The 14,562-nt window shown below is 32.4% G+C and carries 14 protein-coding genes; 9 read left to right on the forward strand and 5 right to left on the reverse strand.

All coding sequences use genetic code 11. The features are described from left to right. Positions 1–96: 96 nt before the first annotated feature. The 3 genes from DFQ10_RS09735 to DFQ10_RS09745 form a co-directional block, all read right to left on the reverse strand. Positions 97–1,497: an anthranilate synthase component I family protein gene (locus tag DFQ10_RS09735; protein WP_115817234.1), complete on the reverse strand. Its 1,401-nt coding sequence runs from the start codon at positions 1,495–1,497 to the stop codon at positions 97–99. Positions 1,498–1,786: 289 nt separating this feature from the next. Next, the gene (locus DFQ10_RS09740) at positions 1,787–2,356 is read right to left on the reverse strand and encodes a YceI family protein (RefSeq protein WP_115817235.1); all 570 of its coding nucleotides are present in this window, start codon (positions 2,354–2,356) and stop codon (positions 1,787–1,789) included. A gap of 2 nt (positions 2,357–2,358) precedes the next feature. Continuing rightward, positions 2,359–2,817, reverse strand: coding sequence for a MarR family winged helix-turn-helix transcriptional regulator (locus tag DFQ10_RS09745; RefSeq protein ID WP_115817236.1), 459 nt, complete (start codon positions 2,815–2,817; stop codon positions 2,359–2,361). A gap of 102 nt (positions 2,818–2,919) precedes the next feature. Between DFQ10_RS09745 and DFQ10_RS09750 the strand changes: the two genes are divergently transcribed. From DFQ10_RS09750 to DFQ10_RS09775, 6 genes are all read left to right on the forward strand, one after another. Then, entirely contained in the window at positions 2,920–3,390 is a 471-nt protein-coding gene (locus DFQ10_RS09750) for a TlpA family protein disulfide reductase (protein WP_115817237.1), read from the forward strand. Positions 3,391–3,398: 8 nt separating this feature from the next. Continuing rightward, positions 3,399–4,010, forward strand: coding sequence for a thioredoxin family protein (locus tag DFQ10_RS09755; protein WP_115817491.1), 612 nt, complete (start codon positions 3,399–3,401; stop codon positions 4,008–4,010). A 133-nt stretch (positions 4,011–4,143) separates the two neighbouring features. Continuing rightward, positions 4,144–4,458 (forward strand): rhodanese-like domain-containing protein, encoded by a 315-nt coding sequence (locus DFQ10_RS09760; protein ID WP_115817238.1) that lies wholly within the window; start codon positions 4,144–4,146, stop codon positions 4,456–4,458. Between the two features lie 13 nt (positions 4,459–4,471). Beyond that, positions 4,472–4,882 (forward strand): rhodanese-like domain-containing protein, encoded by a 411-nt coding sequence (locus DFQ10_RS09765; RefSeq protein WP_115817239.1) that lies wholly within the window; start codon positions 4,472–4,474, stop codon positions 4,880–4,882. Between the two features lie 156 nt (positions 4,883–5,038). After that, complete coding sequence (locus DFQ10_RS09770; RefSeq protein WP_115817240.1) at positions 5,039–7,438, forward strand: protein-disulfide reductase DsbD family protein; 2,400 nt, start codon at positions 5,039–5,041, stop codon at positions 7,436–7,438. 163 nt (positions 7,439–7,601) lie between these two features. Beyond that, positions 7,602–8,030, forward strand: coding sequence for an FKBP-type peptidyl-prolyl cis-trans isomerase (locus tag DFQ10_RS09775; RefSeq protein ID WP_115817241.1), 429 nt, complete (start codon positions 7,602–7,604; stop codon positions 8,028–8,030). Positions 8,031–8,118: 88 nt separating this feature from the next. On the opposite strand, the gene DFQ10_RS09780 is transcribed toward DFQ10_RS09775, so the two are convergent. Together DFQ10_RS09780 and DFQ10_RS09785 are read right to left on the reverse strand one after the other, a co-directional pair. Continuing rightward, the gene (locus DFQ10_RS09780) at positions 8,119–9,651 is read right to left on the reverse strand and encodes a sulfatase family protein (protein ID WP_115817242.1); all 1,533 of its coding nucleotides are present in this window, start codon (positions 9,649–9,651) and stop codon (positions 8,119–8,121) included. Positions 9,652–9,683: 32 nt separating this feature from the next. After that, positions 9,684–10,439, reverse strand: coding sequence for a DeoR/GlpR family DNA-binding transcription regulator (locus DFQ10_RS09785; RefSeq protein WP_115817243.1), 756 nt, complete (start codon positions 10,437–10,439; stop codon positions 9,684–9,686). Positions 10,440–10,626: 187 nt separating this feature from the next. Between DFQ10_RS09785 and DFQ10_RS09790 the strand changes: the two genes are divergently transcribed. Genes DFQ10_RS09790 through DFQ10_RS09800 form a run of 3 tightly spaced genes read left to right on the forward strand, consistent with a single transcriptional unit; the run spans position 10,627 to position 14,492 of the window. Further along, positions 10,627–12,192 carry a glycerol-3-phosphate dehydrogenase/oxidase gene (locus DFQ10_RS09790; protein WP_245940676.1) on the forward strand — a complete coding sequence of 522 codons (1,566 nt, stop codon included), beginning with the start codon at positions 10,627–10,629 and terminating at the stop codon, positions 12,190–12,192. A 54-nt stretch (positions 12,193–12,246) separates the two neighbouring features. Continuing rightward, on the forward strand, positions 12,247–13,743 hold the full coding sequence (gene glpK / locus DFQ10_RS09795) for a glycerol kinase GlpK (RefSeq protein WP_115817245.1): 1,497 nt from the start codon (positions 12,247–12,249) through the stop codon (positions 13,741–13,743). A gap of 20 nt (positions 13,744–13,763) precedes the next feature. Then, positions 13,764–14,492, forward strand: coding sequence for an MIP/aquaporin family protein (locus tag DFQ10_RS09800; protein ID WP_115817246.1), 729 nt, complete (start codon positions 13,764–13,766; stop codon positions 14,490–14,492). Positions 14,493–14,562: the final 70 nt, after the last annotated feature.

Here is a 14,562-nt window from a genome sequence, read left to right on the forward strand (position 1 = left end):
TTTTTTGCTAACTGCTAACTGCTAACTGCTAACTGCTAACTGCTAACTGCTAACTGCTAACTGCTAACTGCTAACTGCTAACTGCTAACTGCTAACTCATATGTCTTTTGCCAGTTCTATTGCATTTGTTAAGGCTCCAAGTTTATTATATACTTCTTGCAATTCACTTTCAGGATTTGATTTAGCCACCAATCCAGCTCCAGCTTGCCAGAATAATTTATGATTCTGACTTAAAAATGTTCTAATCATAATGGCATGATTAAAATTACCGTTGAAATCCATAAAACCAATGGCTCCACCATAATAACCTCTACTGGTTTTTTCATATTTCTCAATCAGTTGCATCGCTTTATGTTTTGGTGCACCACTTAAAGTACCTGCCGGAAAAGTATCTGCAACAACTTGCATGGTATCTGTGTTTTTATGAATGGTTCCGGTCACTTTACTCACTAAATGGATAACATGAGAGAAAAACTGTACTTCTCTATAATTCTCTACAGTTACATTACTACCATTTCTACTTAAGTCGTTTCGGGCTAAATCAACTAACATCACGTGTTCGCTATTTTCTTTGTCGTCTTTTATTAATTCTTCAGCAAGTTCTGCATCTTTAAGGTCATTTCCGCTTCGTTTAAATGTACCTGCAATTGGGTGTATTTCGGCTTTACCATCACTTACAACGAGTTGTGCTTCTGGTGAACTTCCAAATATTTTAAAATTCCCATAATCGAAATAGAAAAGATAGGGTGAAGGATTGATACTTCTTAAAGCTCTGTAGACGTTAAATTCGTCTCCACTAAAACCTTGCGAGAATTGTTTAGACAAAACTAATTGAAAAACGTCACCTCTGCCACAATGTTTTTTTGCTAACTCTACATGTTCTTTGTACTCATCATCTGTAAGATTAGAGTCAATATCACCATTAGTGTTAAAGTCGTAAGAGGCATATTGTCTGGTCTGAATTAACTGCAGAATATCATCAATATTATTATCAGTATCAAAGCAATGCGCAAAAATGTAGGCTTCGTTTTTAAAGTGGTTTATGGCAATGATGTTTTGGTAAACCGCATAATATACATCTGGAATATTAACAGAATTTTCCTTTTTAGAGATGTCTATATCTTCAAAATATTTTACAGCATCATAAGAGGTATAACCAAAGATTCCATTATTTATAAACTTGAATTCTTCATTAGGATCTACTTTAAAGCGTTGTGTGAATTTGTGAATTTCTTCAACGACACCTACTGTTTCTACGAAATTAGATTTAGAACTACCATCTGGATACGTTTGATAAATAGTATCTCCTTCAACTTTAATAGAAGCAATTGGATTACAGCAGATGTAACTGAAACTATTATCATTGGCATGATAATCACTACTTTCTAAAAGAATGCTATTAGGGAATTTATCTCTAATTTTAAGATAGATGCTTACAGGTGTTATAGTATCTGCTAAAATCTTTTTATAATGTGTATTTAAACTAAATGTTTTCATTGTTGCTGAATTTATTTCCAGAATCTTATTAATACAAAAAAGGCTTGTCGTGAATGACAAGCCTTTTTTCTATATGATTACATACCAAGGATTATTTCACGAACATGAGTTTGAGAAATTCCACCACCAGATATGATTTGTTATTGTTTTCATTTGAATGTCAAATATAGAAATGAAATGTTGGAAATCAAATTAATTAAGATAAATTTAAAAAAGATTCCTGTAAAAGTGAATTTTCACAAAAACAGGAATCATAATTTAAACGTTGCTATTAATAGTTCTTAGGGTATTAAAACTCTAATGTTACATTTAAATCAAAGTTGTCATAAATCGCTTTGTCTTTTAAGTCGTCAAAAAAGCTAGAAGAACCATATTTAATATTGTATTCTGTTCTGTCAACTTCCAAGTTTGCTGTTGCAATATTATCTTTAATAGTCATTGAGAACTCTACAGCTTTAGTCGTTTCTTTAATTGTTAAGTTCGCTTTGATTTTATAAGAACCGTCTTTTCCTGAAACGTTGATAAACTCTAGAGTAGCTGTTGGGTATTTTTCTACGCCAAAGAAATCTGCAGATTTTAAATGTCCATCTAGTTTACCTTTGTATTCACCTTCTAAATCTGTGGTGTTTATTGAGGTCATGTCCATTACAAATGATCCACCAGTTAAGGTTTTATCATCAAAAGTTAATGTGCCACTTTTTAAGCTTATGGTACCTTCATGTTGGCCTGTTACTTTGTAACCTTTCCATATAACTTTGCTTTTTTCAATACTAACTTCCTTTTTCGTTAAAGCTGTAAATGACATCAGTGATACAGCTAAAATTAAAAGCATTCCGATTTTTGAATTTTTCTTTTTCATAATTATTTGTTTTTTAGTTTTATTAATAGGGTATTTAATTGTGTTAACTCTTCTTGAGTTAAATTCTTTGTTATATTTTTTTCTGTTTCATCAATTATAGGATCTACTATTTTAAGTGTCTCTAATCCCAAATCTGTAATCAAAATTTCTACTTTTCTTCTATTCGTTTTGCAAATTGTACGTTTAACAAATTTTTTCTTAATAAGCTTGTCTACTAACCGAGTAGTATTACTCATTTTACTTATCATACGCTCTTGTATGTCTTGCAGGTTAATGGCATTTCCTTTTTGACCTCTCAATATTCTAAGAACATTAAACTGTTCTAAGGATAATTCATAGGGTTTTAGCTGTAGTAAAAAATCATCTTTAATCCATATACTTGAATGAAAAATGTTGATTACAGTCGCTTGCGGTAAGGATAAATTAGCGTTTGTTTTTAAAATATTATTTAACTCTTTCATATACAATATTTGTATATACAAATGTATGTTTATTTTTGAAACTATACATTAATGTTTTGTTAAAAATTTAAACACAGAGAAATGGATTTATAACTTTAACTTATGAAGCATTTATTACTTATTCTCTTAATTTCAGTTTTACCAATTCAACAAGAAAAATTGGAGGTTTATGATTATGATGGTCTAGAGCCTTTGATTCATAAAAAAGACGATAAAGTCCATGTTGTAAATTTTTGGGCAACGTGGTGCGGACCATGTGTAAAAGAGTTGCCTTATTTTGAAGCTATAAATGATACCTATAAAAACGAAAATGTAGAAGTACTTTTAGTAAGTTTAGATTTTCCTAGTAAATATGATTCTGCCTTAAAGCCATTTATAAAAAAGAATAATTTAAAATCTAAGGTAGTTGCTTTAAATGATACAGACCAAAATCGTTGGATTCCTGCAATAAACGAAGATTGGTCTGGTGCTTTGCCTGCTACGATTATTTATAAAGGAGATAAAAGACAATTTTATGAACGCTCTTTTACAAAAGAAGAATTAGAAACCGAACTTAAACAATTTTTAAAATAAGAATGACTATGAAAAATTTAAAATTACTTGCTGTTATGGTGTTGGTATTTTCACTATCTGCTTTTACAAATAAGACCGATGATAATGGTTATAAAATAGGTGATTTTGCTACAGATTTTAGTTTAGAAAATATTGATGGTAAAATGGTATCCTTATCAGATTTTAAAAAAGCAGAAGGCTTTATTGTTGTGTTTACTTGTAACACTTGTCCTTATGCTGTGGCTTATGAAGATAGAATAGAAGCATTAAATCAAAAATATGCAGATAAAGGATTTCCTGTAATTGCAATAATGCCAAATAATACAGATGTAATGCCTGGAGATAATATGGAAGCGATGAGAGAAAGAGCAAAGTCTAAGGGTTTTTCGTTTCCTTACTTATTAGATAAAGGTCAGCAAATCTATCCTCAATATGGAGCCACCAAAACTCCGCATATTTATTTGTTACAAAAAACAGAAAAAGGAAATGAAGTAAAATATATTGGAGCCATTGATGATAATTACCAAGATGCTGAAGCTGTAAAAGTAAAATATGTTGAAGATGCTGTAGATGCATTATTAGAAGGTAAGGCGATAAAAGTTACAGAAACTAAAGCTATAGGCTGCTCTATTAAAGTATAATTCTATGTGTTATAATCTAAATTGAGCTTAGATTAAAAATGTTAAAAAAAGACCCGTTGTGTAACACTTCGGGTTTTTTTTCGTCTATTTTATAAGGAAATGTTAATTTTACAAAAAAATAATAATACAATATATGGCAGATTTATCGCAAGACGAATGGACAAAACAACTTGAATCAGACAATAATTCTGTGATTTTAGATGTTAGAACTCAAGATGAAGTTAATGAAGGTATTATTCCTAATGCTATAAATATAGATATTTATAAAGGCCAAGGTTTTATATATGAGCTAGAAGAGTTAGATAAAACTAAAAACTACTATGTCTATTGTAGATCTGGCGCTCGAAGCGGACAAGCTTGTGGAATAATGAATCAATTGGGTTTTAAAAATGCTTATAATTTAGTAGGTGGTTTTATGGCTTGGCAAGGAGAAGTTGCTCAACAATAAAAAACTAATGACTATGAAAAATATATTTATAATCTGTTGTCTTTTTATAGGAATTGGCCTAAGTACAAGTTGTGCAGATGGCACAACAGATTCTGAAGATGTTAAATTAATAACCGCTTCAGAAATGCAATCTGTTTTAGAGTTAGAGGAAGTGCAGTTGGTGGATGTGCGCACTCCAAAAGAGCATGATGAAATTCATATTGTAAATTCACAGAATATTGATTTTATGTCTCCTACCTTTGATGATGATATTTCAAAATTAGATAAGAAAAAACCTGTTATTCTGTATTGTAAATCTGGCAGACGAAGTGCAAAATGTGCAAAAAAGATGAAAGATGCAGGCTTTGAAAAAATATACGATTTAGATGGAGGTATTTCTAAATGGAAACATTCCGATAAATTAAATATTAAAGTTAAATCTTAATGAATAATATATTCTCAATAAAAAAACCGAACATAACGTTCGGTTTTTTTATTGCTATAATTCATTTCTTAAACTCCTAAGGTTTTTATAAATTAGGCGTCTGTTAACTAAAAAACGGAAACACATCTATTACATTTGTAAATTAACATGCTGTTTATGATTTTAAAAAAAGTACTCCTGCTATGTCTTTTGGCATTTTCTTTTTTATTCAATTTAAATGCTCAAGTATTTGATCCTGTAAAATGGGAGACCAAAACTGAAAAAATTTCTGACACTGAATACGATTTAGTTTCTATTGCAACCATTGAAGCTGGTTGGCACTTGTATTCCCAAGATGTACCAGAGGGTGGTCCAATTGCTACAGGTTTTACTTATAAAACAAATAAAGATGTTGAGCTAGTTGGTGAAACTTCAGAAGAAGACGGTCATGTAATTGATGACCCTGTTTTTGAAATGAAAATTAAGTTTTTCGAAAACAAAGCTGAGTTTAGGCAGCGTATTAAAATTGTAAATAAAGAATTATCTATTGTTGAAGGCGAAGTGGAATTCATGGTCTGCGACGATGAAAAGTGCATGCCACCAAATTATATTGATCTTCAATTTAATTTGAAAGAAGCTAAGCTAGTAAAAGAGGATTCTTCTTCAACTACTTTGAATTTTGGCAATACTGAATCAAAAATATTTGAACCTGTAAAATGGAATACTTCTGTTGAAAAAATTAGTGATACAGAATATGTTTTAGTTTCTAAAGCGACTATAGATGAAGGGTGGAAGTTGTATTCTCAAAAAGTACCAGAAGGTGGTCCAATCCCAACAGGATTTGAGTATAAAACTGATAATGGTGTTGAATTAATTGGAAGCACTATAGAGGAAAAAGGAAAAGAAGTTATGGATAAGGTCTTCGAGATGAAGATTAAGTTCTTTAAGAATACTGCTGAGTTTAGACAGAAAATAAAAATTTCCGATGTAAATATCTCCAAAACTTCATCTGAAGTTAGCTTTATGGCATGTAATGATGAACGCTGTTTGGCACCAACATATTTTGATTTAGAATTCGATTTAACTAAAAGTGTAGCTGTAAAAAAAAAGGAAAACAATTCTGATTCTAAAAAAGAAGGAGAAAGTAAAGGTTTGTGGTCTATCTTTTTTATTGCTTTTTTATCCGGATTTGTGGCTTTGTTAACACCTTGCGTATTTCCTATGATACCAATGACGGTGAGTTTCTTTATAAAGCAAAGTCAATCTAAAGCTAAAGGAATTCGGAATGCCATTATTTATGGGTTGTCAATTATTGTAATCTATGTGTTATTAGGGACAATAATAACCGCCATTTTTGGTGCAGATGCTTTAAATGCTTTAGCAACAAATGTGTGGTTTAATCTCATTTTTTTTTTATTATTAATTGTATTTGCTATGTCCTTTTTGGGTGCTTTTGAAATTGTTTTACCAAATTCTTGGGCAAATAAAGCAGATAGACAAGCAGATCGAGGAGGTCTTGTGGGTATCTTTTTTATGGCATTAGCATTGGCTATTGTGTCTTTTTCTTGTACTGGTCCTATAGTAGGAACGATTTTAGTAGAAGCAGCTTCTAAAGGTGGTGTTGCGCCTGTTATTGGTATGTTAGGGTTTTCATCGGCAATAGCATTACCATTTGCTTTATTTGCAGCTTTCCCTGGATGGTTAAATTCATTACCTAAATCTGGAGGTTGGTTAAATACGGTAAAAGTAGTTTTGGGTTTTTTAGAACTAGCCTTAGCGTTTAAATTTTTATCGCAAGCAGATTTAGTGTTGCAACTTCATTTCTTAGAGCGAGAAGTCTTTATTGCAATATGGATAGCCGTTTTTGGAGCATTAACCTTATATCTTTTTGGTAAAATTCAGTTACCACACGATTCTCCATTAAAACATATTTCGGTTGGGAGATTAATGTTTGGTTTATTGACTTTAACATTTACCATTTATATGATTCCTGGACTTTGGGGAGCGCCACTTAATTTAATTAGTGCATTTCCGCCTCCGTTAGATTATTCAGAGTCGCCTTATGGAGTAGGTAATTCAAAGGGTGGAGGTAGTTCTGTAAGTCATTCAGATTTACCAGATGGAGCACATTTGTTGGCGCCACATGATATTTTGGCATTTAATGATTACGATAAAGGTTTAGCCTATGCTAAAGAAGTTGGTAAACCTGTGATGCTTGATTTTACAGGATGGGCATGTGTTAATTGTCGTAAAATGGAACAGAATGTTTGGGTAAAACCAGAGATTTTATCGAAACTAAAAAATGATGTTGTACTCATCTCGTTATATGTTGATGAACAAATAGATTTTCCAGAAGGTGAAGCGCCAGATTCTAAATTAAGGCCAGGGAAAAAACTGAGAAACAAAGGTCAAAAATGGAGTGAGATGCAGACTATTCGTTATAAAACAAATACACAGCCTTATTATGTTTTAATGGATCATAATGAAAAAAATCTAAATGAGCCTGTAGCATACACACCAAATTATGAAGAATATAATAATTGGTTAAAGGAAGGTATTAGTAATTTTAGCAACTAGAGTTTTATTAATGGCATATACCATTTAGCTAAAATTGTTTTCCGCTATTATTTTTAATCCAAGTTAAGTTTTTCTTAAATACTCAGGAAAGTTCAGTTATCATTCTTTATTCTCTGTTATAAATAATAAGTTTGCAACTTATTTAAAATGAAATCAGAAATTTATGAGTCAAGTAAAAGAAAATGATACGGTAAAAGTACATTATACAGGAAAATTAAAAAGCGGACAAATCTTTGATAGCTCTTTAGAGCGTGAGCCTTTAGAATTCACTTTAGGACAAGGTATGTTGATTCCTGGTTTTGAAAAAGCGGTTATCGATATGAAAGTGAATGATAAAAAAACAGTAGATATTCCTGTGTCTGAAGCATATGGAGATGTTATTAAAGAATTATTTCATAAAGTTGAAAAAACACAATTGCCACCAGAAATGGAACCAGCAGTTGGTTTAGGTTTAGCATCTAGAGATGAAAAAGGAAATGAGCATCAATTTAGAATTGTTGAGGTAAATGAAGACCATGTTATTTTAGATGGAAACCATCCCTTAGCTGGTCAGGAACTAGTTTTTGAATTAGAATTAGTTGAGATAAAATAATTGAATTATCGCCAAAAGTAAAAAACCTGTGAAATTAGTTTCACAGGTTTTTTTATTTGAAAAAGTTGCTATTAATCAAATAAGGTAATCAATGTTTTTTAGGGTCTTTATTTTGTTTAGTTTCTCTTGCTATGTTAGCATCGCACCAAGCATTGTATGCATCTTGTAATTCTTTTACTATCTTAGGGTGTTTAGCAGACAAGTCATTTCGTTCTCCTGGGTCAGCTTCAATATCAAATAACTTTATCGTTAAATCATCTCTTATTGGAGCTATATATTGTGCTGAGGGTTCACTCTTCCAGTGATTTTCTTTGGCGTTGGTGATTTTCCATTTTCCTTTTCGTGCAGCCCATGTTTTTTGCCATTTCCAAACTAATAATCGTTCTTCATTTGGTTCAAATAAATCAATACCATCAATATTATTATCCGTAATTGTTAGTCCTGCAACTTTAGTTAGTGTTGGTAAAATATCAGTAGCAGAGACATAACGGTTTTCAGTACTATTAGGGGCAATATTACCAGGCCAACTTACAGCCATTGGTACGCGTATACCTCCTTCCCATAGAGAATATTTACCTCCAGTTAATGGTGCATTGTTAGAGCCATTTAAAGGTGAGCCTCCGTTATCAGATATAAAAACTATTAATGTATTTTTGTCTAGTCCAGTTTCGTTTAGCGCATCTAAAACACGGCCAATATTATCATCTAAACAATTCAAATTAGCGAGATAATATTTTCGTAGATCATCTGTGTTTATAGCTCCGACTCTGGAGTATTTGTCATAGTAAGCAGAGTAGCTCCCTTTTTTGTGATTGCCGTAAGCCACTAAACTGTCTGGATCATAATTGGCAATTTCCTTTACATTATATTTATCTAAATACTTTTTTGGCACTTCGTGGATTAAATGATGAACAGAGCTATATGCTAAAGTTAAAAAGAAGGGCTTATTGTGTTTTCGTTTTAGGTAATCAATAGATTCGTCTGTTAAGATATTGGTAAGGTAGCCGTCTTCATAGCTTTTTTCTCCCATATTATGCATCAATGGACCTAATAATGCGCTTGTGCCGTAAGGGTCTGGTGTACGTGCTTTTATACTTTGCGAATTGGCCCAATAATCATGTGCATGTGCCGAAAATCCTAAAAATTCATCGTAACCATGATTTAATGGATATTCTCTAACATCATTTTTATGAAAATTCTGACCTAAATCGTTTTTACCAATACGCGCTGTGTTGTAGCCAGCTTGTTTTAAATATTCTGGAATTGTTTTTACGTCATCTGGTAATCCTGGTCCCCAACTTGCAGGTTTATCCCAACGGAATTGGTTTTTTCCTGTAATAATACCAGCACGAGATGGGCTACAAACTGGTGCTGTAACATAAGCTTGCGTAAATACTTTGCCAGATTTTCCTAAACGCTGAATGTTTGGTGTAGAAACAGTTTTATCGTGCGATTCAAAAGGTGTGAAATCAGCATAGCCTTGATCGTCAATAACAATTAAAAGAATATTTGGTTTCTCGCTTTGTGCTGTGCTTTTATCTGATAATTTTTTACTTTTCTTATTTTCAGAATTGCAGGATAGTATTAGTGAAAAGGTCAATAAAATTAAAATTTGTTTCATAGAATAAATGATTGAGTTATTCAATTTTATAGTTAGTTAACAATAGTCACTTTAATCTCTTTCTCTTCCAATTTCTTTCGTTTAAGATCAGAGATGCCTTTGTCGGTAATTATTTCATCAACTTGAGATAGGTCGCATATTCTCGCAAAACTCTTTTTTCCAAATTTTGAAGAATCAGCTAGCACAATCACTTTTTGTGCAGCATTAAGCATTTTTTTATTTAGCTCAGCTTCTTCCAAATTTGTAGTTGAGAGGCCATATTCTAAATCAATCCCATCAACACCTAAAAATAATTTACTGCAAGACACATTTTTTAAAATGTATTCTGCGTAATTACCAATAACTGAAGCTGAACTGTGTCTAATATAACCACCAAGTTGAAGGATTTCAATATTCTTATCATTTATAAGGTGCAGTACTACATGCAGAGAGGAAGTAATAACAGTTAATTTGTTTTTTGCCTTGATGTATTTTGATAGGGCTTGGACCGTTGTTCCAGAAGCAATTAAAATGGAGTCATTTTCTACAATACGTGTAGCTGCCATTTGTGCAATGCCATTTTTCTCTTCTACAGAAATTTTTTCTTTATCTAAAACGGTACGTTCATTTATATAAGGATTTTCTAGTGAAGCGCCTCCGTGTGTTCTGTGTAATAGGCCTTTTTGTTCTAAAAGTTTTAGGTCTTTTCTGATAGTAACAGCAGAAACATTGAGAATTTCACATAGTTCTAAAACTTCAAGGTGCTTTTCTTTTGCTAACTTGTCTAATATGTCTTGGTGTCTCTTCATTCGTTATTTTTTTTGCACTAATCTTTAGTGGGTTTTCGATTTGAGGCTTAACAAATATAATGAAACGAAACTAAATGAAGTTTGAAAATGTATTAATTATATTAATTTTAAAATTTTACTTTCGTTTTGTTTCATTTAGAATAATAATTTATATATTTGAAACTAATTGTAATAAATTATAAATATTTTGTTTAAAAGAGAAACCTTATTAAAGCAGTTAGAAATCACCAAAGATTGGGATGTTATTATTATTGGAGGTGGAGCAACAGGATTAGGAGTGGCGTTAGATTGCGCGACACGAGGCTTCAAGACGTTGCTTTTAGAGCAAGTTGATTTTGCTAAGGGCACATCGAGTAGAAGTACAAAATTGGTTCATGGAGGCGTTAGATATTTAGCGCAAGGTAATATTGATTTAGTAAGGGAGGCTTTATATGAGCGAGGTTTATTATTGCAGAACGCGTCACATTTAGTAAGTAATCAATCTTTTATAATACCTAATTATAGATGGTGGGATAATTTTTTCTACACTGTAGGTTTAAAAATGTACGATTTTTTAGCAGGTAAACTTAGTTTTGGTAAATCTGTTAGAATAAAGAAGAACGAAACGATTTCAAGATTATCAACTTTAAAAACTGATAAATTAAAAGGAGGTGTTGTTTATCATGATGGTCAATTTGACGATTCAAGATTAGCTGTAAATATTGCTCAAAGTTGTATTGAAAATGGAGCAACAGTCTTAAATCATTTTAAGGTAAAGAATCTTCAAAAAGATGATAAAGGTTTAGTTAATGGTGTTATAGCTATAGATACCCAAACTAATACTGAATATACTTTAAATGCGAAAGCAGTAGTGAATGCTACAGGTGTTTTTACAGATGAAGTATTACAAATGGATAATGCAGCGGCTGCAGATAGTATTCGTCCAAGTCAAGGTATTCATTTGGTTTTTGATAAATCTTTCTTACCAGGAAATGATGCTATAATGATACCTAAAACAGATGATGGTAGAGTATTGTTTTTGGTGCCTTGGCATAATAGAGTGGTTGTTGGTACAACTGATACATTGCTAGATAGTCATAGTTTAGAGCCAAAACCATTAGATAAAGAAATTGATTTTGTGTTAGAAACCGCAAATAGATATCTTAACAAAAAAGCAAGTAAGGATGACGTGTTAAGTATTTTTGCAGGACTTAGACCTTTAGCGGCTCCAAAAGATAAATCTGAAAAAACGAAAGAGATTTCACGAAGTCATAAAATCATAATTTCTAAATCTGAATTGATTACCATAACTGGTGGAAAATGGACTACATATAGAAGGATGGCTCAAGATACAGTGAATAAAATGATTGAGTTAAACAAATTGCCAGATGCACAATGTAAAACTCAAAATCTTAAGATTCATGGTGCAGATACTGGTGTAGATCGTAATAATCATCTTTACATTTATGGTACAGATCAAAAAGGAATTGCGCAACTCGTAAATGAGAATCCTAGTTTGGGAGAAAATTTACATCCAAGATTAGAGTTTACAAAAGCTGAAGTTATTTGGGCTGTGAGACATGAAATGGCAAGAGGTATTGAAGATGTTCTTGCGAGACGTGTTAGGGTACTATTTTTAGATGCTAAAGCTGCTATTGAAATAGCTCCATTAGTAGGTGAAATGTTAAGAGAAGAATTAAATGAAACGGTAGATTGGCGTGCTAATCAAATTTCTGAATTTATAAAAGTTGCAGATCAATACATTTTAAAATAAAAATAATAAATTCCGAATCTCTACTTCGGATCAGTAACATATAAACAACAAATTATGGCTAAATATATTCTATCCTTAGATCAGGGAACAACAAGTTCAAGGGCTATTGTTTTTGATAAAAAAGGCAATATTATTTCGATGGCTCAAAAAGAGTTTACGCAATATTTTCCTAAATCGGGTTGGGTAGAACACGATCCTAGAGAAATTTGGTCTTCACAAGCAGGAGTGGCTGCTGAAGCTATTGCTAGTAAAGGATTAGATGTTGTAAATATTGCAGCTATAGGTATTACTAATCAACGTGAAACCGTTGTAGTCTGGAATAAAAAAACAGGTGAACCTATTTATAATGCTATTGTATGGCAAGATAAAAGGACATCTGATTACTGCGACCAACTTAAAAAAGAAGGTAAAGCAGAAATGATCAAGAATAAAACAGGATTGGTGATCGATTCTTATTTCTCTGGCACTAAAGTAAAATGGATTCTCGATAACGTAGAAGGTGCAAGAGCAAAAGCTGAAGCTGGTGATTTAATTTTAGGAACAATAGATAGTTGGTTAGTTTGGAATTTTACCAAAGGTAAACAGCATGTTACGGATGTTACTAATGCATCAAGAACATTAATTTTTAACATTAATACGATGGATTGGGATGATGAATTGTTAGAATTATTAACGATTCCTAAAAGTATGTTGCCAGAGGTGAAAGCATCGAGTGAAGTTTATGGTCATACTGTATCAACGTTTTATGATACAAATATTCCGATTGCAGGTATTGCAGGAGATCAACAAGCGGCTTTATTTGGACAAATGTGTACTAAGCCAGGCATGGTTAAAAACACATATGGTACTGGTTGTTTTATGTTAATGAATATTGGGGAAAAGCCAATTATTTCTAAAAATAATTTACTGACCACTGTAGCGTGGAAAATTAACGGAAAAACAACCTATGCTTTAGAAGGTAGTGTGTTTATTGCTGGTGCAGTAGTGCAATGGTTACGTGATAGTTTAAAGATTATTAGGAATTCTGCAGATGTAGAAACTTTGGCGGCATCTGTAGAAAATACAGATGGTGTGTATTTTGTACCTGCTTTTGCTGGTTTAGGTGCTCCGCATTGGAATCAACATGCTAAAGGTACTATGTTTGGATTAACAAGGGGAAGTACAGATGCGCATATTGCGAGAGCAGCTTTAGAGTCTATTGCATTTCAAACTATGGATATTTTGAAAGCGATGGAAGCAGATTCAGGTTTGTCAATTAAAGAATTACGTGTTGATGGTGGTGCTACAATTAATAATATGTTGATGCAGTTTCAGTCAGATGTTTTAAATACCAAAACGATAAGACCAAAAATAGTTGAAACTACTGCGATGGGGGCAGCGTTTTTAGCAGGTTTGGCAGTTGGTTATTGGGAAAGCCCTGAAGAAATTCAAGATATATGGCAAACGGATAAAACATTTAGTCCTAAGAAAGATAGAACTGAAATTAATGATAATATTAAAGGTTGGTACAGAGCTATTGATGCTTTAGAATATTGGACTAAAAATAATTAATATCAAATAAGACAAAAATTATGACACCATTTATAGCGGAAATTATTGGTACAGCGATATTAATTTTACTAGGTGGAGGCGTTGTTGCCAATGTTGTCCTCAATAAAACAATAGGAAATAATAGCGGTTGGATTGTAATAACAACAGGTTGGGCTTTGGCTGTTTATGTGGCTGTAGTTATTGCTGGTCCTTATAGTGGAGCGCATATTAATCCAGCAGTTACAGTGGCTGTAGCTATTGCTGGTAAATTTCCATGGGCAGATGTGCCAATGTATGTTTTGGCTCAAATGATTGGAGCCATGATTGGCTCATCTGCAGTTTGGGTGACTTATAAAAGTCATTTTGAGGAGACTGAAGATGCGGATTCTAAAAAGGCTGTGTTTTGTACAGCACCTGCTATTAGAAATACATTTTCAAACTTTTTTAGTGAAATGATAGGTACGTTTGTTTTAATTTTTACCATATTTTATTTTACAAATGCGAGTATTACGGATACTGAAACTATGATTGGTTTAGGTTCTTTAGGTGCATTGCCTGTTGCATTTTTAGTTTGGTCTATAGGTTTATCATTAGGAGGAACAACGGGTTATGCTATTAATCCTGCTAGAGATTTAGGACCGAGAATTATGCATGCTATTTTACCAATAAAAAATAAAGCAAAAAGTGATTGGTCGTATGCTTGGATTCCGGTATTAGGACCTTTGGTTGGTGGTGCTATAGCAGCATTATCGATGCTTGCGTTATCATAAAATAGATATACAATATTTTACAGAGCAAATGCCAATTCTAACTGAATTGGCATTTTGCTTATTTTATAAT

It is taken from the genome of Winogradskyella eximia (assembly GCF_003386165.1).
Lineage (GTDB): Bacteria > Bacteroidota > Bacteroidia > Flavobacteriales > Flavobacteriaceae > Winogradskyella > Winogradskyella eximia.

Bases quoted from the DNA above. Each gene is read 5' to 3' on its own strand.
- DFQ10_RS09735 (WP_115817234.1), bottom strand. From the start codon at position 1,497: ATGAAAACATTTAGTTTAAATACACATTATAAAAAGATTTTAGCAGAT.
- DFQ10_RS09740 (WP_115817235.1), bottom strand. From the start codon at position 2,356: ATGAAAAAGAAAAATTCAAAAATCGGAATGCTTTTAATTTTAGCTGTA.
- DFQ10_RS09745 (WP_115817236.1), bottom strand. From the start codon at position 2,817: ATGAAAGAGTTAAATAATATTTTAAAAACAAACGCTAATTTATCCTTA.
- DFQ10_RS09750 (WP_115817237.1), top strand. From the start codon at position 2,920: ATGAAGCATTTATTACTTATTCTCTTAATTTCAGTTTTACCAATTCAA.
- DFQ10_RS09755 (WP_115817491.1), top strand. From the start codon at position 3,399: ATGAAAAATTTAAAATTACTTGCTGTTATGGTGTTGGTATTTTCACTA.
- DFQ10_RS09760 (WP_115817238.1), top strand. From the start codon at position 4,144: ATGGCAGATTTATCGCAAGACGAATGGACAAAACAACTTGAATCAGAC.
- DFQ10_RS09765 (WP_115817239.1), top strand. From the start codon at position 4,472: ATGAAAAATATATTTATAATCTGTTGTCTTTTTATAGGAATTGGCCTA.
- DFQ10_RS09770 (WP_115817240.1), top strand. From the start codon at position 5,039: ATGATTTTAAAAAAAGTACTCCTGCTATGTCTTTTGGCATTTTCTTTT.
- DFQ10_RS09775 (WP_115817241.1), top strand. From the start codon at position 7,602: ATGAGTCAAGTAAAAGAAAATGATACGGTAAAAGTACATTATACAGGA.
- DFQ10_RS09780 (WP_115817242.1), bottom strand. From the start codon at position 9,651: ATGAAACAAATTTTAATTTTATTGACCTTTTCACTAATACTATCCTGC.
- DFQ10_RS09785 (WP_115817243.1), bottom strand. From the start codon at position 10,439: ATGAAGAGACACCAAGACATATTAGACAAGTTAGCAAAAGAAAAGCAC.
- glpK (WP_115817245.1), top strand. From the start codon at position 12,247: ATGGCTAAATATATTCTATCCTTAGATCAGGGAACAACAAGTTCAAGG.
- DFQ10_RS09800 (WP_115817246.1), top strand. From the start codon at position 13,764: ATGACACCATTTATAGCGGAAATTATTGGTACAGCGATATTAATTTTA.